Here is a 22,351-nt window from a genome sequence, read left to right as displayed (position 1 = left end):
AAGAAGACAGCCATGCGCACACTCGTGATCGAACCCCTGACCAAAGAAGCCTTCGCCCCTTTCGGAGACGTTATCGAAACCGATGGCAGCGATCACTTCATGATCAACAACGGGTCGACCATGCGCTTCCATAAACTGGCCACGGTGGAAACCGCCAAGCCTGAGGACAACGCGATCATCAGCATCTTCCGCGCAGACGCGCAGGACATGCCGCTGACCGTGTGCATGCTGGAACGACACCCGCTGGGCAGCCAGGCTTTCATTCCGCTGCTCGGCAACCCCTTTCTGATCGTGGTCGCGCCACTTGGCGATGAACCTGTATCGGGCTTGGTCCGCGCCTTCGTTACCAACGGCAGGCAGGGCATTAATTACCATCGCGGCGTCTGGCACCACCCGGTGCTGACGATCGAAAAGCGGGATGACTTCCTGGTGGTTGATCGCAGTGGCACAGGCAATAACTGCGATGAGCATTTTTTCAAAGAGGATGAGCGGTTGATCCTCGCCCCCCACCAATAAGAGAAGGTCTGATCACCCGACAACAAGGGTGACAGGCGAGAGGTAAAGACTGTGGAAGCACATCTGTTGGAATGGCTGAACCTGAGCGTGCGCTGGGTTCACATGATCACTGGCGTCGCGTGGATCGGCGCTTCTTTCTACTTCGTCTGGCTGGAAAACAACCTCAATCGCGTCAACCCCAAGGACGGCCTGGCCGGTGACTTGTGGGCAATCCACGGTGGCGGTATCTACCACCTGGAAAAATACAAACTGGCCCCGCCGACCATGCCGGACAACCTGCACTGGTTCAAATGGGAAGCCTATTTCACCTGGATGTCGGGGATCGCGCTGCTGTGCGTGGTGTTCTACTCCAACCCCACCCTGTACTTGCTGGCCCCGGGCAGCAGCCTCAGTGGGCCTGAAGGCGTATTGCTGGGCATCGGCTCGCTGTTCGCCGGCTGGTTCATCTACTCCTTCCTGTGCGACTCGGCCCTGGGCAAACGCCCTGCCCTGCTCGGCTTCATCCTGTTCGTGCTGTTGATTGCGGCGGCCTATGGCTTCAGCAAGGTGTTCAGCGGCCGTGGCGCCTACCTGCACGTGGGTGCGGTGATCGGCACCATCATGGTGGGCAACGTGTTCCGCATCATCATGCCGGCGCAACGCGCATTGGTGGCGGCGATCGCCGAAAACCGCACACCGGACCCGGCACTGCCGGCCAAGGGCTTGCTGCGTTCACGTCACAACAACTACTTCACCCTGCCGGTGCTGTTCATCATGATCAGCAACCACTTCCCGAGCACCTACGGCAGCCAATACAACTGGCTGATCCTGGCCGGTATCGCCGTGGCTGCGGTGCTGGTGCGTCACTACTTCAACACCCGCCATGACAGCCAGAAATATGCGTGGACGCTGCCCGTCGGCGCGTTGGCGATGATTTGCCTGGCCTATGTGACCGGCCCCAAACCTGTGTCGACCGCACCGGATGTCGCCAAGGCGCCTGCCGCCATCGAGTACCAACCGTTGCCGGAAACGGCGCTGGGCGGTGGCTTGAAACCGGCCGCTCCCGCCGCACCTGCCGAACCGGCTGCAGCGCCCGCTGCCCCGGCACAGGCCACGATTGATTTCGACAAGGTGCACGGTGTGATCCAGGAACGCTGCGCCGTGTGCCACTCGGCCAAGCCGACCAGCCCGCTGTTCAGCACCGCGCCGGCCGGGGTGATGTTCGACACCCCGGCGCAGATCCAGCAGCAGGCGGCGCGCATCCAAGCGCAGGCCGTGGCCAGCCAGATCATGCCGCTGGGCAACATCACCCAGATGACCCAGCAGGAGCGGGATTTGATTGGCACCTGGATCAACCAGGGGGCGCGTACCAATTAGATTTTCGGTGGCTTGACGGCCGCTATCGCCGGCAAGCCGGCTCCTACAGGGGATTCGCAAACCTGCAGGAGCTGGCTTGCCAGCGATCAACCGCGCAGCGGTTGCCAAACAACACAACAATAAAAAAGATTCGAGGTGTTGCATGACCGAGTTAGCCGAACCGCAGATTCCTGCCGCGCCCGCCATGGTGCGGCTGCCCCTCTTGCAACTGATTCTGGTAGGCCTGCAACACGTCTTGCTGATGTACGGCGGCGCCGTCGCCGTGCCCCTGATTATTGGCCAGGCCGCAGGCCTCGGCCGTGAAGAAATCGCTTTCCTGATCAACGCCGACCTACTCGTGGCCGGCATCGCCACCATGGTGCAGTCGTTCGGTATCGGCCCGGTGGGCATTCGCATGCCGGTGATGATGGGCGCCAGTTTCGCCGCCGTCGGCAGCATGGTCGCCATGGCCGGCATGCCCGGCATCGGTCTGCAGGGGATCTTCGGCGCGACCATCGCCGCCGGGTTCTTCGGCATGTTGATCGCACCGTTCATGTCCAAGGTGGTGCGCTTCTTTCCACCGTTGGTGACCGGTACGGTGATTACCGCCATCGGCCTGTCGTTGTTTCCAGTGGCCGTGAACTGGGCGGGTGGCGGCAGCGCGGCCGCCACCTTCGGCTCGCCGATCTACCTGGCCATTGCCGCACTGGTACTGGCCACCATCCTATTGATCAACCGTTTCATGCGCGGCTTCTGGGTGAATATCTCGGTGCTGATCGGCATGGGCCTGGGCTACGCCCTGTGCGGTGCGCTCGGCATGGTCGACCTCAGTGGCCTGGCGATGGCGCCCTGGGTGCAAGTGGTAACGCCGCTGCACTTCGGCATGCCCAAGTTCGAGCTGGCCCCCATCCTGTCGATGTGCCTGGTGGTAGTAATCATCTTTGTCGAGTCCACCGGGATGTTCCTGGCACTGGGCAAGATCACCGGCCAGGACGTGACGCCGAAGATGCTGCGCCGTGGCCTGCTGTGTGATGCCGGTGCGTCGTTCTTCGCCGGTTTCTTCAACACCTTCACCCACTCCTCGTTCGCCCAGAACATCGGCCTGGTGCAGATGACCGGCGTGCGTTGCCGCTCGGTGACGATCATGGCCGGGGTGTTCCTTATTGTGCTGAGCCTGCTGCCCAAGGCGGCCTACCTGGTCGCGTCGATTCCACCGGCGGTGCTGGGCGGCGCGGCGATTGCCATGTTCGGCATGGTAGCGGCCACCGGGATCAAGATCCTGCAAGAAGCCGACATCGCCGACCGCCGCAACCAGTTGCTGGTGGCGGTGAGCATCGGCATGGGCCTGATCCCCGTGGTACGCCCGGAATTCTTCGCACAGTTGCCGCTGTGGATGAGCCCGATTACCCACAGTGGTATCGCCATGGCCACGCTCAGCGCGTTGTCGCTGAATATCCTGTTCAACATTCTCGGTGGTTCTGAACGACCTGCCGTTGCCCACACGCATTGATTCCTTCGTTCGCACAAAAACAATAACGAAACGGGAACACACGCATGCACATCCTCCACCTGGGGCCGGCCACAAGCCGCGCCCCATTCTCGCCCCACGCGCTCTGTTACAGCGCACTTGAGCCCAGGCCTGGGAGCCAGTATTCTCCGCGCCCGCTCGAATCGACTCAAAAAAAAACAGCAGATGTAAAAGCTGACTGCAAGGCCAACTTATCCCGGCCTGTTGTCTGCGGCCAACCTACGCAAAAAGTCCTCCGGATCGACTGCATCTCATGCAGCCGACGGGGATTTTTTGGCTTTTTAAATACCTTGGCGCAGGTCTTGCTAAAAGCACTAAAGCTGACCAAACAGACGATTTTTGCAGCGAACCAAAAGGCGCCACATCAGAGCGCCTGCGTAGAAAAAAAACCATAAAACTTTAACTCGGGAGCAACCGAATGAAACCTATGTTCAAAGGCCTGATGCTGGCGGGATCCCTGCTGGCCGGTGGCCAAGCCGTGGCCGGTGACTTGTTGCAGTGGCAGAACAACAGCCTGACTTACCTGTGGGGCAAGAACTTCACCGTCAACCCGCAGATCCAGCAGACCGTTACGTTCGAACATGCCGACGCATGGAAGTACGGCGACAACTTCCTGTTCGTCGACCGCATCTTCTACAACGGCAAGGAAGACGGCAACGTCGGCCCCAGTACTTACTACGGCGAGTTCAGCCCACGCCTGTCGTTCGGCAAGATCTTCGATAAGGACCTGTCGTTCGGCCCGATCAAGGACGTGCTGCTGGCCTTCACTTACGAGTTCGGCGAAGGCGACAACGAGTCCTACCTGCTCGGCCCTGGCTTTGACTTGAACATCCCGGGTTTCGACTACTTCCAGCTGAACTTCTACCAGCGCCAGACCGAAGGCAATCGCCCGGGTGACGGCGTGTGGCAGATCACGCCGGTGTGGTCGTACACCATTCCCGTGGGCAACTCCAACGTGCTGATCGACGGCTTCATGGACTGGGTCGTGGACAACGACAAGAACGCTCGTGGCACTTACCACGCCAACCTGCACTTCAACCCACAGATCAAATATGACTTGGGCAAGGCGCTGCACTGGGGCGACAAACAGTTGTACGTGGGTATCGAGTATGACTACTGGAAGAACAAGTACGGGATCCAGGATACCGGTGCGTTCGAAACCAACCAGGACACGGCAAGCCTGCTGGTCAAATACCATTTCTAACTGAAAACCGCATCCCCCCTGTGGGAGCGGGCTTGCTCGCGAATGCGGTGTGCCAGTCGACTAATGTGCTGACTGATCCACCGCATTCGCGAGCAAGCCCGCTCCCACATTTAGATTGGGGGTAGTCCCAGAAACCGAGTAATTTCCTCGCGCTTGGCCAACGCATCGCGTCGCCCCAACTCGATCAACTCGCTGCAATACCCCGCCTCGAACAGCAGGTAGCTCAACACCCCCGCCCCGCTCGTCTTGGTCGCCCCCGGCCCGCGCAGGAACAGGCGCAGTGCCGCCGGCAATTCCTGCCGATGCCGTGCCGCGATTTCGTCGATCGGCTGGCTCGGCGCAATCACCAGCACGTCCACCGCCGCCAACCCGGGCGCGGCATGGCTGAACTGGTTCAAGCGCTCCAGCAATTCAATATCGCTTTCCAGGCTGTCAATGAACGTGCTGTTGAGCATGTGCCCGCCGATCTGCGCCAGGGTCGGCTCCTGGCCGGTGAAAGTGCGTTGTGTGGCCGGCTCGTTGCCACGCGGGTTGCCACTGACACCCACCACCAGCACGCGGCTGGCCCCCAGGTGCAAGGCAGGGCTGATGGGCGCCGATTGGCGCACGGCGCCGTCACCGAAATACTCCTGGTCGAGTTTCACCGGGGCGAACAGCAAGGGGATCGCCGAGCTGGCCAGCAGGTGTTCAACCGTCAGTTGGGTGGGTACGCCGATGCGTCGATGACGCAGCCAGGCGTCAATGGTGCCGCCGCCCTGGTAGAAGGTCACCGCCTGGCCGGACTCATAGCCGAACGCCGTGACCGCCACCGCGTGCAGGTGCTGATTGCGGATGGCTTCATCAATGCCGTGCAGGTGCAGTTTGTCGTTGAGCAGATCGCGCAGCGGCGTGCTGTTGAGCAACGCCACGGGCACCTGTGCGCCAAAGCCCAGCAGGCTATGGATAAAAAAGCGACCCGCCTGGCGGATCACCCCGGGCCAGTCGCTGCGCAACACCAGGTGGCTGCGAAAGCCTTGCCAGAACGCCGTGAGGCGCCCGATGGCGGCGGTGAAGTCCATGGCGCCGCTGGCCAGGCTCACCGCATTGATCGCACCGGCCGAAGTACCGACGATCACCGGAAAAGGGTTGGGGGCCCCCGGCGGCAGCAACTCGGCAATCGCCGCCAACACCCCCACCTGATACGCCGCCCGCGCCCCGCCACCGGAAAGAATCAAGCCTGTAACCGGTTCAGCTGGGCGCATCGCGTCACTCCATGTGGGGAAGGGTCGTTATGTGTGGCGAGGGAGCTTGCTCCCGTTCGACTGCGCAGCAGTCCTGGTCCTTACAATTGCAATAACTTTATCGACGGCGTTTCTCATACAGCTTGGGCTCACCCGGTGGCCGGCTCTTGAAGCGCCGGTGCGTCCACAGGTATTGCTCGGGGCATTCACGTACCGAGGCTTCGACCCATTGGTTGATCCGCAGGCAGTCGATTTCATCGGATTCGCCAGGGAAGTCTTCCAGCGGCGGGTGAATCACCAGGCGATAGCCGCTGCCATCGGCCAGGCGCTCCTGGGTGAACGGCACCACCAGCGCCTTGCCCAGCTTGGCAAACTTGCTGGTGGCGGTCACGGTGGCTGCCTGGATGCCGAACAGCGGCACGAAGATGCTTTGCTTGGCGCCGTAGTCTTGGTCCGGCGCGTACCAGATCGCACGGCCGGCACGCAGCAGCTTGAGCATGCCGCGCACATCTTCGCGCTCGACGGCCAGGGAGTCGAGGTTGTGGCGTTCACGGCCACGGCGCTGCACGAAGTCGAACAACGCATTGCCGTGTTCGCGGTACATGCCATCAATGGTGTGCTTTTGCCCGAGCAGGGCTGCGCCGATTTCCAGGGTCGTGAAATGCAGGGCCATGAGGATCACACCCTTGCCGTCCAGCTGCGCCTGCTTGAGGTGCTCGAGCCCTTCGACATGGGCCAGGCGTGCCAGCCGCTGGCGTGACCACCACCAGCTCATGGCCATTTCAAAGAAGGCAATGCCGGTGGAGGCGAAATTTTCCTTGAGCAACTGCTTGCGTGCTTTGGCGGACATTTCCGGGAAGCACAGCTCCAGGTTGCGCGCAGCGATGCGGCGGCGTTCGCCGGCCACACGGTACATGCCGGCGCCCAGCAGGCGACCAATGGTCAACAAGGCGCGGTAGGGCAATTGGGTGATCAGCCACAACAGGCCGAGTCCCAGCCATAACAGCCAAAAACGTGGGTGAAAAAATACAGCTCGAAAACGCGGGCGATCCATTACAGATTCCGGTAAAGACAAGGGCCGCGCATTCTACAACGGTTCGACCCGGCTTGCGGCCCGTGGATGTTCTCGTTATAAGTCTCGACACTTTTCGTGACAAGCCGCTTTTGCCGACCATGAGCCAAACCGAACCGCTAGACCAAGATCCCGTGTTCCAGTTAAAAGGCAGCATGCTCGCCATTACCGTGCTGGAACTGGCCCGCAACGACCTCGATGCCCTGGACCGCCAACTGGCCGCCAAGGTCGCCCTGGCGCCGAACTTCTTCAACAATGCCCCGTTGGTGCTGGCCCTGGACAAACTGCCAGCCGGCCAGGGCGCCATCGACCTGCCCGGCCTGATGCGTGTGTGCCGTTCCCATGGCCTGCGTACCCTGGCGATCCGTGCCAGCCGTATCGAAGACATTGCCGCCGCCATCGCCATTGAACTGCCAGTATTGCCACCGTCCGGTGCGCGCGAGCGTCCGCTGGAACCATTGGTCGGTGAAGAGAAGAAAAAACCGGAAAAACCACCCGAGCCTGCGATCAAGCCTACAAAGATCATCACCTCGCCCGTACGCGGCGGGCAGCAGATTTACGCCCAAGGCGGCGACCTGGTGGTGATTTCCTCGGTCAGCCCAGGGGCGGAACTTCTCGCCGATGGCAACATCCATGTATACGGCCCGATGCGCGGACGCGCCCTCGCCGGCATCAAGGGTGATACCAAGGCCCGTATTTTTTGCCAGCAGTTGACCGCTGAGCTAGTGTCCATCGCAGGCCAGTACAAGGTTTCAGAAGATTTGCGCCGTGATCCGCTGTGGGGGGCTTCGGTGCAGGTCAACCTGTCGGGCGATGTGTTGAACATCATCCGTCTTTAACGGATACTGCCGCATTTTCCAAGCATCTCTAGACTCTGATAGCACAGCGAAACCGGCATTACTTGTGTAGGAATTATTTTTCCTACAAGGCTGTCCGCCTGCAGCGAGTTCCAAGAGATGTTTTTCAGGGACCGAAAAGTCCTTTTTCCTTAGGGGTGAAACACCTTGGCCAAGATTCTCGTGGTTACATCCGGCAAGGGTGGTGTGGGTAAGACCACCACCAGCGCCGCTATCGGTACCGGCCTCGCACTGCGCGGCCACAAGACAGTCATCGTCGACTTCGACGTCGGTTTGCGTAACCTCGACCTGATCATGGGCTGCGAACGCCGCGTGGTGTACGACTTCGTCAACGTGGTGAACGGCGAAGCCAACCTGCAACAGGCCCTGATCAAGGACAAGCGCCTTGAGAACCTGTACGTGCTGGCCGCCAGCCAGACCCGTGACAAGGACGCGCTGACCAAAGAAGGCGTAGGCAAAGTCCTGGCCGAGCTCAAGGAGACCTTCGAATACGTGGTGTGCGACTCGCCGGCCGGTATCGAAACCGGTGCGCACCTGGCGATGTACTTCGCTGACGAAGCCATCGTGGTGACCAACCCGGAAGTCTCCTCGGTACGTGACTCGGACCGCATGCTGGGCCTGCTGGCCAGCAAGTCCCAGCGCGCCGAAAAAGGCGAAGACCCGATCAAGGAGCACTTGCTGCTCACCCGCTACAACCCTGAGCGCGTCAGCAACGGCGAAATGCTCGGCGTTGAAGACGTGAAGGAAATCCTCGCCGTCACCCTGCTGGGCGTGATCCCTGAATCCCAGGCCGTACTCAAAGCCTCCAACCAAGGTGTTCCGGTCATCCTCGACGACCAGAGCGACGCCGGCCAGGCGTACAGCGATGCCGTCGACCGCTTGCTGGGCAAGTCCGTGGAACATCGCTTCCTCGATGTCAAGAAGAAGGGATTCTTCGAGCGTATCTTTGGAGGCAACTAAACAATGAAATTTCTCGACTTCTTTCGCGCCAACAAAAAGCCAACGACCGCGTCGGTAGCGAAAGAGCGTCTACAGATCATCGTGGCGCACGAACGCGGCCAACGCAGCACGCCGGACTACTTGCCAGCCTTGCAGAAGGAACTGGTCGAGGTGATCCGCAAGTACGTCAATATCGGGAACGACGATGTGCATGTCGCCCTGGAAAACGACGGCAGCTGCTCGATTCTGGAACTCAATATCACCCTGCCTGATCGTTGATCGAACAGGCGGCCGCCACGGCGGCACGGTCACAGGATCCCGCAAGGGAACCGGTGACCGTGCCGCCGTTGGCGTTTGTTACGAGGCTGTTTGATGCCGCTGTCCAATATTCATATCCTGCATCAGGACGCCGCCGTCCTGGTGGTGAACAAGCCCACCCTGCTGCTCTCGGTGCCCGGTCGCGCCGACGACAACAAGGACTGCCTGATCACCCGCCTGCAGGAAAACGGCTACCCCGAAGCCCGCATCGTGCATCGCCTGGACTGGGAAACCTCGGGGATCATCCTGCTGGCCCGGGACGCCGATACCCACCGCGAACTGTCCCGCCAGTTTCATGACCGCGAAACCGAAAAGGCCTACACCGCCTTGGCCTGGGGCCAACCGGCGCTGGACAGCGGCAGCATCGACCTGCCCCTGCGCTACGACCCGCCGACCAAGCCACGCCACGTGGTGGACCATGAGTTCGGCAAACATGCGCTGACCTTCTGGAAGGTGCTGGAACGTTGCGGCGACTGGTGCCGCGTGGAACTGACGCCGATCACGGGGCGTTCGCACCAACTGCGCGTGCACATGTTGTCCATCGGCCACCCGCTGCTGGGTGATGGCCTTTATGCCCACGAACAAGCCCTGGCCGCCTGGCCGCGCCTGTGCCTGCATGCAAGCATGCTGAGCTTCACCCATCCTCAGAGTGGCGAACGCCTGCGCTTCGAGTGCCCTGCTCCCTTCTAAAGCTGCAAACGCATTCAATGTGGGAGCTGGCTTGCCTGCGATAGCGGTCTTTCTGCAAAAAATGTGGAACTGACACACCGCTATCGCAGGCAAGCCAGCTCCCACAGTGGTTTTGTGTTGTGCTCAAGAAGGTAGCTTCACTTCAAATGTAGAGCCAATACGGTAAACTCCGCGCACTGCTGTCTGGAGCTATTTATGCGCGAAGCGTTGAATCAAGGCCTGATCGACTTCCTCAAGGCCTCCCCTACTCCTTTTCATGCCACTGCTGCCCTGGCCCAGCGCCTGGAAGCGGCGGGTTACCAGCGGCTCGACGAGCGCGAAACCTGGGCCACCGAAGCCAACGGTCGCTATTACGTCACCCGTAACGATTCCTCGATCATTGCCTTCAAGCTGGGCCGCCACTCGCCACTGTTGGGCGGGATTCGCCTGGTCGGCGCCCACACCGACAGCCCGTGCCTGCGGGTCAAGCCCCAGCCCGAGTTGCAACGCCAGGGCTTCTGGCAGTTGGGCGTGGAAGTCTACGGCGGCGCGCTGCTGGCGCCGTGGTTCGATCGCGACCTGTCCCTGGCCGGCCGCGTCACCTTCCGCCGTGACGGCAAGGTCGAAAGCCAGCTGATCGACTTCAAGCTGCCCATCGCCATCATCCCCAACCTGGCCATCCACCTGAACCGTGAAGCCAACCAGGGCTGGGCGATCAATGCCCAGACCGAGCTGCCGCCGATCCTCGCGCAATTTGCCGGTGACGAGCGCGTGGACTTCCGCGCCGTGCTCACCGAGCAGTTGGCACGCGAACACGGCCTGAACGCCGACGTGGTGCTCGACTACGAGCTGAGCTTCTACGACACCCAGAGCGCCGCAGTGATCGGCCTCAATGGCGACTTCATCGCCGGCGCACGCCTGGACAACCTGCTGTCGTGCTACGCCGGCCTGCAGGCCTTGCTCACCAGCGACAGCGACGAAACCTGCGTGCTGGTGTGCAACGACCACGAAGAAGTCGGCTCCTGCTCGGCCTGCGGTGCCGACGGCCCGATGCTGGAACAGACCCTGCGCCGCCTGCTGCCCGAAGGTGATGAGTTCGTACGCACCATCCAGAAATCACTGTTGGTGTCGGCGGACAACGCCCACGGCGTGCACCCCAACTACGCCGAGAAGCACGACGCCAACCACGGCCCCAAGCTCAATGCCGGCCCGGTGATCAAGGTCAACAGCAACCAGCGCTACGCCACCAACAGCGAAACCGCAGGCTTCTTCCGCCACCTGTGCATGGCCCAGGAAGTGCCGGTGCAGAGCTTCGTGGTGCGCAGCGACATGGGTTGCGGCTCCACCATCGGCCCGATCACCGCCAGCCATTTGGGTGTGCGCACCGTGGACATCGGCTTGCCGACGTTTGCCATGCATTCCATTCGTGAGTTGTGCGGCAGCCATGATTTGGCGCATCTGGTGAAGGTGTTGGGGGCGTTTTACGCCAGTCGTGATTTGCCCTAATAATTTGGGCTGACACGGTCAAAAAATGTGGGAGCGGGCTTGCTCGCGAAAGCGGTGGATCAGTCACACTTATATTGACTGATACCCTGCATTCGCGAGCAAGCCCGCTCCCACATTTAGTGTTGTGTACACCTGATCTACATCACCTGCACTTTCTGTAATCCGACCTAGACTTGTCAGTATTCCCACTCCGACAAGGCCGTCGTCCCATGATCTCCATGTCCTCGTTCCACGCCATGCTTATCCCGATCCTGATCGGCATGATCCTGCTGGCGACGGGCTTCAACTTTCGCGACAAGCCCCTGGGCGTGTTTGGCATGTGGATCGGCATGCTGCTGATCCTGGGCACCGTGGTCTACAAGATCCTCGCCAAACTGGCGGAATGACAAATGCACTCGCATCTGGCATAGCGGCCTCGTACACTCGATCAACCCGTCGTTTCCAAGGTTGACCGCCTAGTGTTCTCCCGTCTGTTCGCCCTGCCCTGCACCCTGCTGATCACCCTGCTCATGTTGCTGCCGCTCGCGCCTGCCCAGGCCGTGAGCCTGCCCGGTCTGCTGGGTAACGCCACCAAGTCCCAACCCCAGGCAGATGTGCCGCTGGGGCAGTCGCTGGACGAGGTGATCAAGACCCTGGAAAACGACCAACAGCGCACCCAGCTGCTGAGCGACCTGAAAAAACTCCGTGAAGCCACGAAAAAAGCCCAACCGGCCACCGAAGAAGGTGTGCTGGGTTTGATCGGCGGCACCCTGGCCAACCTCGAAGCGCAGTTTTCCGGGGCCGACAGCCCGCTGGGGCGCTGGTCCAATGAAATCGACCAGGCCAAGGACGAACTTGACGCCCTGATGTTGCCGGCGAGCGAATGGTTGCCGATCATTTTCGGTTTTGCCCTGATCCTGGCCGTATGGAGCTTGCTGGCCGCCGCGCTGATCTGGCTCAGCCACCGGGTGCGCGAGCGCTTCGGCCTGCCCGAAGAACTGCCGCAGCACCCGCGCACCTGGGATATGGTGCGTTTCGCCTTGCGCAAACTGGGGCCGTGGCTGATCGCCCTGGTGATCACGGTGTACCTGAGTTACGCCCTGCCCTCCTCCCTGGGCAAGTCCCTGGCGATGGTATTGGCCTACGCGCTGGTGGTGGGCACCTGCTTCTCGGCCATCTGTGTGATCGCGTTTTCCCTGCTCGACGGCCCGCACCGCCATCGCGCGCTGTACATCCTGCGCCACCAGGCCTTCCGCCCGCTGTGGTGGATCGGCAGCTTTGCCGCCTTTGGTGAAGCCCTGAGCGACCCGCGACTGGTCCAGGCCCTGGGCCAGCACTTGTCCCACACGGCCGCGACGGTGGCCAATGTGATGGCAGCGCTGTCTACCGGCGTGTTCATCCTGCGTTTCCGCCGCCCCATCGCCCACCTGATCCGCAACCAGCCGCTGTCGCGTCGCCTGACCCGCCGCGCCCTCAGTGACACCATCGAGATCATCGGCTCGTTCTGGTACATCCCGGCCCTGCTGCTGGTGGGCATCTCGCTGTTCGCCACCTTCGTGTCGGCCGGCGACACCAGCACCGCCCTGCGTCAGTCGCTGTTATGCACGGTGTTGCTGGTGCTGTGCATGGTGATCAACGGCCTGGTACGCCGCCACGCCCTCAAGCCGCAACGCGGCCACAAGCGCCATGCGCTGTACTCCGAACGTCTTAAAAGCTTTGTCTACACCCTGGCGCACCTGATGGTGTGGCTGGTGTTTATCGAACTGGGCCTGCGGGTGTGGGGCCTGTCACTGATCCGTTTTACCGAAGGCGATGGCCATGAAGTCAGCGTCAAGCTGTTCGGCCTAGCCGGGACCTTGCTGTTTGCCTGGCTGATCTGGATCCTCAGCGACACCGCCATCCACCATGCCCTCACCCGCTCGCGCAAAGGCCTGGCCAACGCGCGCGCGCAGACGATGATGCCGTTGATCCGTAACGTGCTGTTCGTGACCATCTTCATCATCGCCGCCATCGTCGCCCTGGCGAACATGGGCATGAACGTCACGCCGCTGCTGGCCGGTGCCGGTGTGATCGGCCTGGCCATCGGTTTTGGTGCGCAATCGCTGGTGGCAGACTTGATCACCGGCTTGTTCATCATCATCGAAGACTCCCTGGCCATCGATGACTACGTGGATGTCGGCGGTCACCTCGGCACGGTCGAAGGCCTGACCATCCGCACTGTACGCCTGCGGGACATCGACGGCATCGTGCACACCATCCCGTTCAGCGAGATCAAGAGCATCAAGAACTACTCGCGGGAGTTCGGCTACGCGATCTTCCGGGTGGCGATCCCGTACAACATGGAAATCGACGATGCCATCAAGCTGATGCGCGACGTCGGCCAGAAAATGCGCAACGACCCGCTGCAACGCCGCAATATCTGGTCGCCGCTGGAGATCCAGGGCGTGGAGAGTTTCGAGTCGGGCAGCGCGATCCTGCGCGCCCGGTTCAAGACGGCGCCGATCAAGCAGTGGGAAGTGTCGCGGGCGTTCAACTTGTCGTTGAAGCGGCATCTGGATGAAGCGGGGTTGGACCTGGCGACGCCGCGCTTGAGCGTGCAGGTGGTGACGGGGGCTTCTGGCGGGCTGGAAAAAGAGAAGAACACCTAAAAGGCAACGCAACCTTAATGTGGGAGCTGGCTTGCCTGCGATAGCGGTGGGCCAGCCAGTAGATTTGGCCCAGACACACCGCTATCGCAGGCAAGCCAGCTCCCACATGGGATGGGTGGTGTTTAGGCGAGGGCGGCGCTGTCCATCTTCTGGCGCAGGCTCAACGGGCGCATGTCGGTCCAGACTTCTTCGATGTAGGCCAGGCATTCTTTCTTCAGGCCACTCTTGCCCACGGTGCGCCAGCCTTCCGGCACGGCTTTGTAGTCGGGCCAGATCGAATACTGTTCTTCGTGGTTGACCACTACCTGAAACAGGATGTCGTCGCGGTCAAATACTGAGGTCATTGCTGTTCTCCATCGCAAAAAGGCTGGCTGCGCACACTGCGCAGCGCTGATATCTGTAGAAACGTACCAAACGGCAAAAAAATTAGAGGCTGGCGACCGCTGCGGCCAACGCCCGGCCGAAAATCTCGGCGACGCGGTCGACCTCGGCGCCGGTGATCACCAGCGGCGGCAGGAAGCGCACCACGCTGCCATGGCGCCCGCCCAACTCCAGGATCAGGCCGCGCTTGAGGCATTCGCGCTGCACCAGCGGTGCCAGTTGGCGATGCACCGGTGGATGGCCCTGAACATCGGGCTTGCCGTTCGGGTCCACCAGCTCCACGCCGAGCATCAGCCCACGGCCACGGATATCCCCCAGTTGCGGGAAATCCCGTTGCAGGATGCGCAGGTGTTCACCCAGGCGTTCGCCCATGGCGGCGGCATGGCCCGCCAGGTCGTGCTCCTTGAGGTAGCGCATCACCGCCGAACCCGCCGCCATCGCCATCTGGTTGCCACGGAACGTGCCGGCATGGGCGCCTGGCAGCCAGGTGTCGAGCCAGTCGCGGTACACCACCACGGCCAGGGGCAGGCTGCCGCCGATGGCCTTGGACATCACCACCACATCCGGGATGATCCCGGCGTGCTCGAAGGCAAACATCTTGCCGGTGCGGCCGAAACCGCTCTGGATTTCATCGACGATCAACGCCACACCCGCCTGCTCGGTGATGCGCCGCAGGCCACGCAGCCAGTCGAGATCGGCCGGGATCACGCCGCCCTCGCCCTGCACCGCCTCGACAATCACCGCCGCCGGCAGCAAGACGCCCGCCTCCGGGTCGTTGAGCAGGTTTTCCAGGTAATGCAGGTTCACCCGAACCCCTTCGGCGCCGCCCAGGCCAAACGGGCAGCGGTAGTCGTACGGGTACGGCAGGAACTGCACGCCATTGCCGAGCAGTGCGCCCAGCGGCTTCTTTGGCCCCAGGCTGCCCATCAGGCTTAACGCGCCCTGGCTCATGCCATGGTAACCGCCCTGGAACGACAGCACGGTGCTGCGACCGGTGGCGGTGCGCACCAGTTTCAACGCAGCTTCCACCGCATCGGTGCCCGTGGGGCCGCAGAACTGGATCTTCGCTTCGCGCGCCAACTCGGCCGGCAGCAGGCCGAACAGGTCCTGCACGAATTGATCCTTGACCGGCGTGGTCAGGTCGAGGGTGTGCAACGGCAATTCGTCGCTCAACACCTGCTGAATGGCCTCGATCACCACCGCGTGGTTATGCCCCAGCGCCAGGGTGCCAGCGCCGGCCAGGCAGTCGATGAAACGACGACCTTCCACGTCCTCCACATAGAGGCCCTTGGCGCGCTTGAGCGCCAGGGGGATACGCCGAGGGTAGCTGCGGGCGTTGGACTCCTGCTGGCGCTGACGGGCCAGCAGCGGGGACTCGTCAAACTGGTAAAGCGTTTCTTGAAGCGGGGTGTCTTCGATATGGCTGATAGCGACGGACATTACAAGATCCCTCATCGGGCCCAAGGGGCATGCGCACGGATTTCCTGTTCTGGAAACGCATCAGCGCGGGAGGGATTTAGTGGCCACTGATCTTTAACTGAGGGGTGAAGATCCAGAGGTGGGAGCGGGCTTGCTCGCGAAGGCGCAGTGTCAGCCACCAGAAATGTTGTCTGGGCCACCGTATTCGCGGGCAAGCCCGCTCCCACATTTGGACGGTGTGAATCCATAGACCCGTAGGAGCCAGACGTTAGAGACCTCGGTATTTTTCATTCAGTGCGTACAAAATCGCGCAGGTTTCCGCGTCCAGGAAACCGCAATAATCCCGGGGCCGGAAGTGCATCTGAAACGCCCGCGTGCGCTGTTCAAAGCCTTGCCGATTCTTCGCCGGTGCATACCCATAGCGCTGGAACGCCCGCTCCAGCTCCACCTCTGGCGGCAACCCGACGCAAAACCGGCGCTGGTACATTGCCCGCGTCGTCTCATCGAACCAGGCGCCGATGCCTGCTTCGTGCAGACGCCACCACGGCAGCCTCGGCCCTGGATCGCTCTTGCGCCCATACGCCACATCCGAATGCCCTAGGATGCCCACAGGCTCTATCTGTGGGTAGCGACTCACGATGTCGCGCAGCAGCGCGGTCAGCACCTCGATCTGTTCCTCGGCGTACGCGGGGAAGGTGACGACGCCCGCGTCATCCCGCGCCAGATTGACCAGCTCGATGCCGATCGAGCGACTGTTGAGGTTGTCGCGCCCGTCCCAGTGGCTGACCCCGGCATGCCAGGCTCGCTGGCTTTCTTCCACCAGGCGGAACGCACGCAACTCGTCATAGCCAGCCGCGCGATAGCTGGGCTCTTCCGGGTCGGGCACCAGGTAATGCGCACTCACCCCGTCCTGGGTCAGGGTGCGCAGGGATGACGCAAAGGGCGCCGCGGTGTAATGCAAAATCACCTGCTGCACGGGCTCACCGCACCGTTCGTTGAAGCCGATGGCAGGAAAACTGGTATCGATGACCAACATAAAAAGCCGTCCTTTTCACTACAGGCCGACTCATTCGGCCCGTTCAAGCACAAAAAAATTACCGCCATCCTGAAGCGTTGAACCTCAAGCGGGCAGTAACTAATTGGCACCTGAAAGAACGTTGATCAGCGACGCAGCGGCATACCCAGGTCGACCCGCAGGCCATCGGGCTGGCTGTCGAACTTCAGCGAGCAGGAGCAGCGCTGCACAATCGCTTGCACGATGGCCAGGCCCAGGCCGCAGCCTTCGCTGTTGCCATTACGCCAGAAACGCTGGGTGAGGTACTGCAGGTCTTCGGCAGAGATCTGCTTGCCGTGGTCACGCACGCGGAACACCACGTGCTCGGCGTCGGTGGACACACTGAGTTCCACGCGGGTATCGGCTGGCGTGTGGCGCAAGGCGTTGTCCAGCAGGTTGCGCAGGGCCGCAACCGCCAGGCCCACGGGCATTTCCACCGGCCGGTCACTGAGACCTTCCGGCAGGATCAGGTCGATGCGCGAGTTGTCCCCGGCGTTGGCGTCCTGGATCGCCAGACGTGCTACTTGTTCGGCACTGGACTGCAAGCCGTCGTCGAACGACAGGCTGCCTTCCACCCGCGCCAGCAGCAGCAATTGTTCGAGGGTGCGGTGCAGGCGGTCGGCCCCCTCCTCGGCGTGGGCCAGGGATTGATCCCGCGCGGCGCCGTCGGTCATGCGCGCCACTTGCAGGTGGGTCTTGATCGCCGTCAACGGGCTGCGCAACTCATGGGCGGCATCACCGGTAAGGCGGCGCTCGCGCTCGATGGTCTTGGCGATGCGTTGCAGCAGTTGGTTCTGGGTGTCGAGCAGCGGCTTGAGCTCGCTGGGCAACGGATGGATCTGCAGCGGTTCGAGGGAATCGGCACTGCGGCGCATCAAGGCGTCTCGCATGCGGTTGAGTGGCAGCAGGCTCTGGCCGATACCCAGCCACAGCAAGCACAGGCAACCGAGCAACGCCACGCCCACCGGCACCGAGGCCGCGAGCAGGATCGACAGGTTCAGCGCCTCACGCTCCACCTGGCGGTCGGCGGTGGTGATCAGCAGGTCGCCCCGGGACAGGGTGAAACTGCGCCAGCCCACGCCATCGATCATCTGGTCGCGAAAACCGCTTTTGCGTGACTCCAGCCCTTCATCCGGCGTGGTGTGGCTGCGCGCCAGGATTTCGCCGCGCAGGGAGCTGACCTGGCAGGCCATGCCGCCCGGCACGTTCAATTGCTCGGTGCGCAGATGCGTGCCGCCACTCACGCTGGCCAGGCCGGGCATCTGCTCGGTCAGCCCGGCCACCATGCGCGCCGACGCCACCAGGCGCTGGTCGAGGGAAAACATCATCTGGTTGCGCAGGTCGTTGAGCATCCAGGCAGCGGCAAGGGCCCAGATCAACACAAAGGCAGCGCCCAGCTTGAACGTCAGGCGCAGGCGCAGGCTTTTCACGAAGCGTCCTCTCCACCCGCATCTGCCGGCCCAAGGCGGTAACCCAGGCCACGCACGGTTTCGACGATGCCGTTGCCCAATTTGCGGCGCAGGTGGTGGATGTGCACGTTCAGCGCGTTGCTTTCCAGCTCGTCATTGAACCCGTAGACGCTGTCCTTGAGCTGTTCGCTGGACAGCACGCGGCCCTTGTTGTGCAGCAGGGCTTGCAACAGCGCCTGCTCGCGGCGGGACAGGTCCACCGGCTCGCCCCCCAGGAAAGTCTCGCGGCTGCTTGGGTCATAGGCCAGGCGGCCATGCTCGATCAGGTTGACGCTGCGCCCCGCCACCCGCCGCAGCAGGGTTTGCAGGCGCGCAGCGAGTTCGCGCAGGTCGAAGGGTTTGAGCAGGTAGTCGTCGGCACCGGCTTGCAGGCCGTCGACACGGTTGGTCACCGAGTCGCGGGCGGTGAGGATCAGCACCGGAATCTCCAGGCCCTGGCTGCGCTGTTGCTGCAGCAGCTTGAGGCCGTCTTCGTCGGGCAAGCCAAGGTCGAGCACCATGATGTCGAACGTGGCCGCCTTGAGCATCGCGCGCGCGGCAGAAGCTGTACCCACGCGCTCCACGGTAAAGCCCTGGGCGGTGAGGCCGGCCACGATACCGCTGGCGATCAGTTCGTCGTCTTCACAGACCAGTACGTGCATGCTGAACCCTTCATGAAAGATGGGAGGATTAAAGAGGCCACGGATTAAGCGCCGATTATGCCGTGAAAAGAGGCGCGCTCAGACTTTCCCTACACTTTAGAATAGCCTTGGTTAATCATCGGTTAATCAACGCCACACATTGTGTGCTGACTTGCAACGAACTAAGGCTTGACCATGCGGCATCTGTTTACCTTTTTGCTGGTGTTGTTCGCGGGATTCGCCCAGGCAGCGCCGGGCAATCCGTTTGAGACCAAACCCGACTTCCTCCCGGTGGGCAAAGCCTTCACCTTTACCTCCGAACGCCTGGAAAGTGGCGAAACCCAGCTGTATTGGCAGATTGCCGACGGTTATTACCTGTACCAGCAGCGCATGAAGTTCGACGGCCTGGCCGAAAAACCGACGCTGCCCCAAGGTGAAGCCCACAGCGACGAATTCTTTGGCGAACAGCAAGTGTATCGCCAGGGCCTGGAAGTGAAGATCCCGGCCGGGGCCACCGGTCAGGTCAAGCTGGGCTGGCAAGGCTGCGCCGATGCTGGCCTGTGCTACCCGCCGCAATCGATCACCGTGGACCTGGGCGGCAACCCTGCCGTGGCTGCCACCGCCCAAGCCCAGGACCAGAGCCTGGCCAGCGGCCTGCAACAGCGCAGCCTCGGTTGGAGCCTGCTGGTGTTCTTTGGCCTCGGCTTGTTGCTGGCATTTGCCCCGTGTTCATTGCCAATGCTGCCGATCCTGGCCGGCCTGGTGGTAGGCAGTGGCGCCAGCCCGCGTCGCGGTTTCGCCTTGGCCAGCAGCTACGTGGTGTGCATGGCGCTGGTGTATGCAGCGTTGGGTGTATTGGCCGCGCTGGCCGGCAGCAACCTGGCCGCACTTTTGCAAACGCCGTGGATCCTTGGCAGTTTCGCCGCGCTCTTCGTGATCCTCGCCCTGCCGATGTTTGGCTTCTTTGAACTGCAACTGCCCGCCTTCCTGCGTGATCGCCTGGACAACGTCAGCCGCCAGCAAAGCGGCGGCAGCCTGGTGGGTGCAGGCATCCTTGGCGCGCTGTCCGGCCTGCTGGTGGGCCCGTGCATGACTGCGCCCCTGGCCGGCGCCCTGCTGTACATCGCCCAGAGCGGCAACGCGTTGCACGGCGGCCTGATCCTGTTCGCCATGGGCATCGGCATCGGCATTCCGCTGTTGCTGCTGGTGACCGTGGGCAACCGCTTCCTGCCCAAACCGGGCACCTGGATGAACGTGCTCAAGGGCGTCTTCGGTTTCCTGTTCCTGGGCACTGCCGTGCTGATGATTCGCCCGGTCATCGGCGAAAGCCTGTGGCTCGGCCTGTGGGGCGTGTTGGCGCTGGTGATGGCCTACTGCGGCTGGACCCTGGCCCGCGAATACGGCCTGGCCGCCAAGGTGTTCGGTGCCGGCTCCCTGGTGCTGGGCCTGTGGGGCGCGGTACTGGTGGTGGGTGCGGCCGGTGGCAGCGATGATCTGTGGCAACCGCTGAAGGTCTACAGCGGCTCGAAAATGGCGGCTGCGCCTAGCGCCCACGACGCCTTCATGACGATCAACGACCCGGCCGTGCTGCAAAGCCAGCTCGACGCCGCCAAGGCCCAGGGCCAATGGGTGCTGGTGGACTACTACGCCGACTGGTGCGTGTCCTGCAAGATCATGGAAAAACAGGTCTTCGGTAAACCTGAGGTGATGGACGCCCTCAAGGACGTGCGCCTGCTGCGCCTGGACGTCACCGCCGACAACGCCGCCAGCCGCGAGCTGCTCGGCCGCTACAAAGTGCCAGGGCCGCCAAGCTTTGTGTGGATCGGCCCGGACGGTGAAGAACGCCGCGCCCAACGCATCACCGGCGAAGTGGATGCCGCCGCCTTCCTGCAACGCTGGACGCAAACCCGAGACGCGCGCTGATGCTGACCCTGACCATCGGTACTTTCGCCATCGCCCTGAATCACATCCTGCTGATCAGCGCGCTGATCCTGGCCACCGTGGTGGGCTGGCGCGTGGCCAAGCGTGGCGGTGAGAACCCGGAATCGGTGCTGTTCAGCCTGTTCCTGCTGGGCATGTTGGCGGCGCGCATCAGCTTTGTGCTGATGTACTGGAGCGATTACCGCAACGACTGGCTGCAGATGGTCGACCTGCGCGACGGGGGTTTCCTCGCCTGGCCCGGCGTGATCGTGCTGATACTCGGTGCCTTGGCCTACGGCTGGCGCCGCCCGGCCCTGCGCAAGCCGCTGGGTGCCGGGGTGGTGACCGGCCTGGTGTTCTGGGGCCTGACCAGTTTGTCCCTGAGCCTCTACGACAAGGGCTCGCAGCTGCCGGACATCACCTTGCGCAATGCCAATGGCGACGTGGTGCAACTGGCCGATTACAAAGGCGGCCCGTTGGTGATCAACCTGTGGGCCACCTGGTGCCCGCCGTGCCGGCGCGAGATGCCGGTGCTGGAGCGCGCGCAACACCAACGCCCCGACGTGACCTTCCTGTTCGTCAACCAGGCCGAAAGCATGCAGAGCGTCAGCACCTTCCTCGCCACCCAGGGCCTGACCCTCGACAACGTGCTGTTCGACGCCAGCGGCCGCCTCGGCCAGGCCGTGGGCTCCATGGCGTTGCCGACTACCCTCTTCTACCAAGCCGATGGGCGGCTGATCAACAGCCATCTGGGCGAACTGTCCCAGGCCAGCCTGGCCCGTGCCATGGAACCCTTCGACGCCACAATAAGGAAACCGACATGCCAAGCCTCCGCCACCTGCTGATCTCGCTGCCGCTGACGCTCGCGGCCACCCTGGCCCAGGCCGAAGAGTGGCCCGCTCCGATCAAACAGATCGAGGCCAAGGGGGCCAAGATCCTCGGCAAATTCGACGCCCCCAGCGGCCTCACCGGCTACGCCGCGCAATACCAGAACCGGGGCATGGCGCTGTACCTGACCGCCGACGGCAAAAGTGTAATCGCCGGCAACCTGTACGACGCCCAGGGCAATGACCTGAGCAGCGCGCCCCTGGACAAACTGGTGTACGCGCCGATGGCCAAGGAAGTCTGGGCCAAGATGGAAAAAAGCAGCTGGATCCAGGATGGCGACGTGAAAGCGCCGCGCATCGTCTACCTGTTCAGCGACCCCAACTGCCCCTACTGCAACATGTTCTGGGAACAGGCTCGCCCGTGGGTGAAGGCCGGCAAGGTGCAGTTGCGCCACATCATGGTCGGCATCATCCGCGAAGACAGCCCGGGCAAATCCGCCGCGCTGTTCGCCGCCAAAGACCCGCAAAAAGCCCTGGAAGAACACGAAGCCGCTGGCAAAGGCAGCAAGTTGCAGGCACTGGACAAGATCCCGGCCGATATCGAAGCCAAGCTGGATGCCAACATGAAGTTGATGGATGAGCTGGAATTGTCGGCGACGCCGGCGATTTTCTATCTGGACGACAAGGGTGGGCTTCAGCAGCAGCAAGGGGCGCCGTCGCCGGATAAGTTGGTGAAGATCCTGGGGCCAAAATAAGCGGCGCCTAGGCAAACGCCATCGCAGGCAAGCCAGCTCCCACATTTGAATGTATTCGCAATTCAAAATGTGGGAGCTGGCTTGCCTGCGATGAGGCCCGTCTGGACTGCCGAGA

At 62.3% G+C, this 22,351-nt stretch carries 21 protein-coding genes; 14 read left to right on the top strand and 7 right to left on the bottom strand.

All coding sequences use genetic code 11. The annotated features are described in order from the left end of the window. Positions 1–12 precede the first annotated feature (12 nt). From ACVWVP_RS13415 to ACVWVP_RS13400, 4 genes are all read left to right on the top strand, one after another. Complete coding sequence (locus tag ACVWVP_RS13415; RefSeq protein ID WP_016976354.1) at positions 13–516, top strand: ureidoglycolate lyase; 504 nt, start codon at positions 13–15, stop codon at positions 514–516. A gap of 51 nt (positions 517–567) precedes the next feature. Next, positions 568–1,872, top strand: a complete 1,305-nt coding sequence (locus ACVWVP_RS13410) for a urate hydroxylase PuuD (protein WP_457406417.1) — start codon at positions 568–570, stop codon at positions 1,870–1,872. 142 nt (positions 1,873–2,014) lie between these two features. Then, positions 2,015–3,361, top strand: a complete 1,347-nt coding sequence (locus tag ACVWVP_RS13405) for a nucleobase:cation symporter-2 family protein (protein WP_178921326.1) — start codon at positions 2,015–2,017, stop codon at positions 3,359–3,361. A gap of 436 nt (positions 3,362–3,797) precedes the next feature. Next, on the top strand, positions 3,798–4,583 hold the full coding sequence (locus tag ACVWVP_RS13400; protein WP_178921322.1) for an outer membrane protein OmpK: 786 nt from the start codon (positions 3,798–3,800) through the stop codon (positions 4,581–4,583). A gap of 110 nt (positions 4,584–4,693) precedes the next feature. Here ACVWVP_RS13400 and ACVWVP_RS13395 read toward each other — a convergent pair whose 3' ends face one another. Further along, entirely contained in the window at positions 4,694–5,824 is a 1,131-nt protein-coding gene (locus ACVWVP_RS13395) for a patatin-like phospholipase family protein (RefSeq protein WP_259174121.1), read from the bottom strand. A gap of 97 nt (positions 5,825–5,921) precedes the next feature. Further along, complete coding sequence (locus ACVWVP_RS13390; protein WP_176998054.1) at positions 5,922–6,857, bottom strand: lipid A biosynthesis lauroyl acyltransferase; 936 nt, start codon at positions 6,855–6,857, stop codon at positions 5,922–5,924. Positions 6,858–6,976: 119 nt separating this feature from the next. Here ACVWVP_RS13390 and minC point away from each other — a divergent pair, with 119 nt between their 5' ends. The 7 genes from minC (at position 6,977) to ACVWVP_RS13355 (ending at position 13,791) form a co-directional block, all read left to right on the top strand. Next, entirely contained in the window at positions 6,977–7,714 is a 738-nt protein-coding gene (minC, locus tag ACVWVP_RS13385) for a septum site-determining protein MinC (RefSeq protein WP_034117002.1), read from the top strand. A 165-nt stretch (positions 7,715–7,879) separates the two neighbouring features. After that, positions 7,880–8,692 carry a septum site-determining protein MinD gene (gene minD, locus ACVWVP_RS13380; RefSeq protein ID WP_016970146.1) on the top strand — a complete coding sequence of 271 codons (813 nt, stop codon included), beginning with the start codon at positions 7,880–7,882 and terminating at the stop codon, positions 8,690–8,692. Between the two features lie 3 nt (positions 8,693–8,695). Beyond that, entirely contained in the window at positions 8,696–8,950 is a 255-nt protein-coding gene (minE, locus tag ACVWVP_RS13375; protein WP_010208824.1) for a cell division topological specificity factor MinE, read from the top strand. 93 nt (positions 8,951–9,043) lie between these two features. Beyond that, on the top strand, positions 9,044–9,679 hold the full coding sequence (locus ACVWVP_RS13370) for an RluA family pseudouridine synthase (protein ID WP_307390791.1): 636 nt from the start codon (positions 9,044–9,046) through the stop codon (positions 9,677–9,679). Between the two features lie 195 nt (positions 9,680–9,874). After that, on the top strand, positions 9,875–11,164 hold the full coding sequence (locus ACVWVP_RS13365; protein WP_176998053.1) for a M18 family aminopeptidase: 1,290 nt from the start codon (positions 9,875–9,877) through the stop codon (positions 11,162–11,164). Positions 11,165–11,373: 209 nt separating this feature from the next. Next, positions 11,374–11,550: a hypothetical protein gene (locus tag ACVWVP_RS13360; RefSeq protein WP_176998052.1), complete on the top strand. Its 177-nt coding sequence runs from the start codon at positions 11,374–11,376 to the stop codon at positions 11,548–11,550. Positions 11,551–11,622: 72 nt separating this feature from the next. Continuing rightward, a complete protein-coding gene (locus tag ACVWVP_RS13355; RefSeq protein WP_457406410.1) occupies positions 11,623–13,791 on the top strand; it encodes a mechanosensitive ion channel family protein in 2,169 nt (722 codons plus the stop codon). A 122-nt stretch (positions 13,792–13,913) separates the two neighbouring features. On the opposite strand, the gene ACVWVP_RS13350 is transcribed toward ACVWVP_RS13355, so the two are convergent. From ACVWVP_RS13350 to ACVWVP_RS13330, 5 genes are all read right to left on the bottom strand, one after another. Next, entirely contained in the window at positions 13,914–14,135 is a 222-nt protein-coding gene (locus ACVWVP_RS13350; RefSeq protein ID WP_135292242.1) for an MbtH family protein, read from the bottom strand. A gap of 82 nt (positions 14,136–14,217) precedes the next feature. Next, entirely contained in the window at positions 14,218–15,612 is a 1,395-nt protein-coding gene (locus tag ACVWVP_RS13345) for an aspartate aminotransferase family protein (RefSeq protein ID WP_178921316.1), read from the bottom strand. Between the two features lie 247 nt (positions 15,613–15,859). Then, the gene (locus ACVWVP_RS13340) at positions 15,860–16,627 is read right to left on the bottom strand and encodes an N-acetylmuramoyl-L-alanine amidase (protein WP_457406406.1); all 768 of its coding nucleotides are present in this window, start codon (positions 16,625–16,627) and stop codon (positions 15,860–15,862) included. Positions 16,628–16,752: 125 nt separating this feature from the next. Further along, on the bottom strand, positions 16,753–18,075 hold the full coding sequence (locus ACVWVP_RS13335; protein WP_457406404.1) for an ATP-binding protein: 1,323 nt from the start codon (positions 18,073–18,075) through the stop codon (positions 16,753–16,755). Further along, positions 18,072–18,755, bottom strand: coding sequence for a response regulator (locus tag ACVWVP_RS13330; RefSeq protein WP_176998046.1), 684 nt, complete (start codon positions 18,753–18,755; stop codon positions 18,072–18,074). Before ACVWVP_RS13330 ends, ACVWVP_RS13335 begins: the two co-directional genes overlap by 4 nt. Before the next feature lie 174 nt (positions 18,756–18,929). Here ACVWVP_RS13330 and dsbD point away from each other — a divergent pair, with 174 nt between their 5' ends. Genes dsbD through dsbG form a run of 3 tightly spaced genes read left to right on the top strand, consistent with a single transcriptional unit; the run spans position 18,930 to position 22,236 of the window. After that, positions 18,930–20,657 carry a protein-disulfide reductase DsbD gene (gene dsbD / locus ACVWVP_RS13325; protein WP_457406402.1) on the top strand — a complete coding sequence of 576 codons (1,728 nt, stop codon included), beginning with the start codon at positions 18,930–18,932 and terminating at the stop codon, positions 20,655–20,657. Further along, positions 20,657–21,499 carry a TlpA disulfide reductase family protein gene (locus ACVWVP_RS13320; protein ID WP_259174180.1) on the top strand — a complete coding sequence of 281 codons (843 nt, stop codon included), beginning with the start codon at positions 20,657–20,659 and terminating at the stop codon, positions 21,497–21,499. The genes dsbD and ACVWVP_RS13320 overlap by 1 nt, the downstream gene beginning before the upstream one ends. Beyond that, positions 21,475–22,236, top strand: coding sequence for a thiol:disulfide interchange protein DsbG (gene dsbG / locus ACVWVP_RS13315; protein WP_457406400.1), 762 nt, complete (start codon positions 21,475–21,477; stop codon positions 22,234–22,236). The genes ACVWVP_RS13320 and dsbG overlap by 25 nt, the downstream gene beginning before the upstream one ends. The last annotated feature ends 115 nt before the right edge of the window (positions 22,237–22,351 follow it).

Source organism: Pseudomonas sp. TE24901, from assembly GCF_054058375.1.
Note: the sequence above shows the minus strand (reverse complement) of the source record. Positions and strands in the feature narration are given on the sequence as shown.

Coding starts and splice junctions, on each gene's coding strand:
- ACVWVP_RS13415 (WP_016976354.1), top strand. CDS start 13: ATGCGCACACTCGTGATCGAACCCCTGACCAAAGAAGCCTTCGCCCCT.
- ACVWVP_RS13405 (WP_178921326.1), top strand. CDS start 2,015: ATGACCGAGTTAGCCGAACCGCAGATTCCTGCCGCGCCCGCCATGGTG.
- ACVWVP_RS13400 (WP_178921322.1), top strand. CDS start 3,798: ATGAAACCTATGTTCAAAGGCCTGATGCTGGCGGGATCCCTGCTGGCC.
- ACVWVP_RS13395 (WP_259174121.1), bottom strand. CDS start 5,824: ATGCGCCCAGCTGAACCGGTTACAGGCTTGATTCTTTCCGGTGGCGGG.
- ACVWVP_RS13390 (WP_176998054.1), bottom strand. CDS start 6,857: ATGGATCGCCCGCGTTTTCGAGCTGTATTTTTTCACCCACGTTTTTGG.
- minC (WP_034117002.1), top strand. CDS start 6,977: ATGAGCCAAACCGAACCGCTAGACCAAGATCCCGTGTTCCAGTTAAAA.
- minE (WP_010208824.1), top strand. CDS start 8,696: ATGAAATTTCTCGACTTCTTTCGCGCCAACAAAAAGCCAACGACCGCG.
- ACVWVP_RS13370 (WP_307390791.1), top strand. CDS start 9,044: ATGCCGCTGTCCAATATTCATATCCTGCATCAGGACGCCGCCGTCCTG.
- ACVWVP_RS13365 (WP_176998053.1), top strand. CDS start 9,875: ATGCGCGAAGCGTTGAATCAAGGCCTGATCGACTTCCTCAAGGCCTCC.
- ACVWVP_RS13360 (WP_176998052.1), top strand. CDS start 11,374: ATGATCTCCATGTCCTCGTTCCACGCCATGCTTATCCCGATCCTGATC.
- ACVWVP_RS13350 (WP_135292242.1), bottom strand. CDS start 14,135: ATGACCTCAGTATTTGACCGCGACGACATCCTGTTTCAGGTAGTGGTC.
- ACVWVP_RS13345 (WP_178921316.1), bottom strand. CDS start 15,612: ATGTCCGTCGCTATCAGCCATATCGAAGACACCCCGCTTCAAGAAACG.
- ACVWVP_RS13340 (WP_457406406.1), bottom strand. CDS start 16,627: ATGTTGGTCATCGATACCAGTTTTCCTGCCATCGGCTTCAACGAACGG.
- ACVWVP_RS13330 (WP_176998046.1), bottom strand. CDS start 18,755: ATGCACGTACTGGTCTGTGAAGACGACGAACTGATCGCCAGCGGTATC.
- dsbD (WP_457406402.1), top strand. CDS start 18,930: ATGCGGCATCTGTTTACCTTTTTGCTGGTGTTGTTCGCGGGATTCGCC.
- ACVWVP_RS13320 (WP_259174180.1), top strand. CDS start 20,657: ATGCTGACCCTGACCATCGGTACTTTCGCCATCGCCCTGAATCACATC.
- dsbG (WP_457406400.1), top strand. CDS start 21,475: ATGCCAAGCCTCCGCCACCTGCTGATCTCGCTGCCGCTGACGCTCGCG.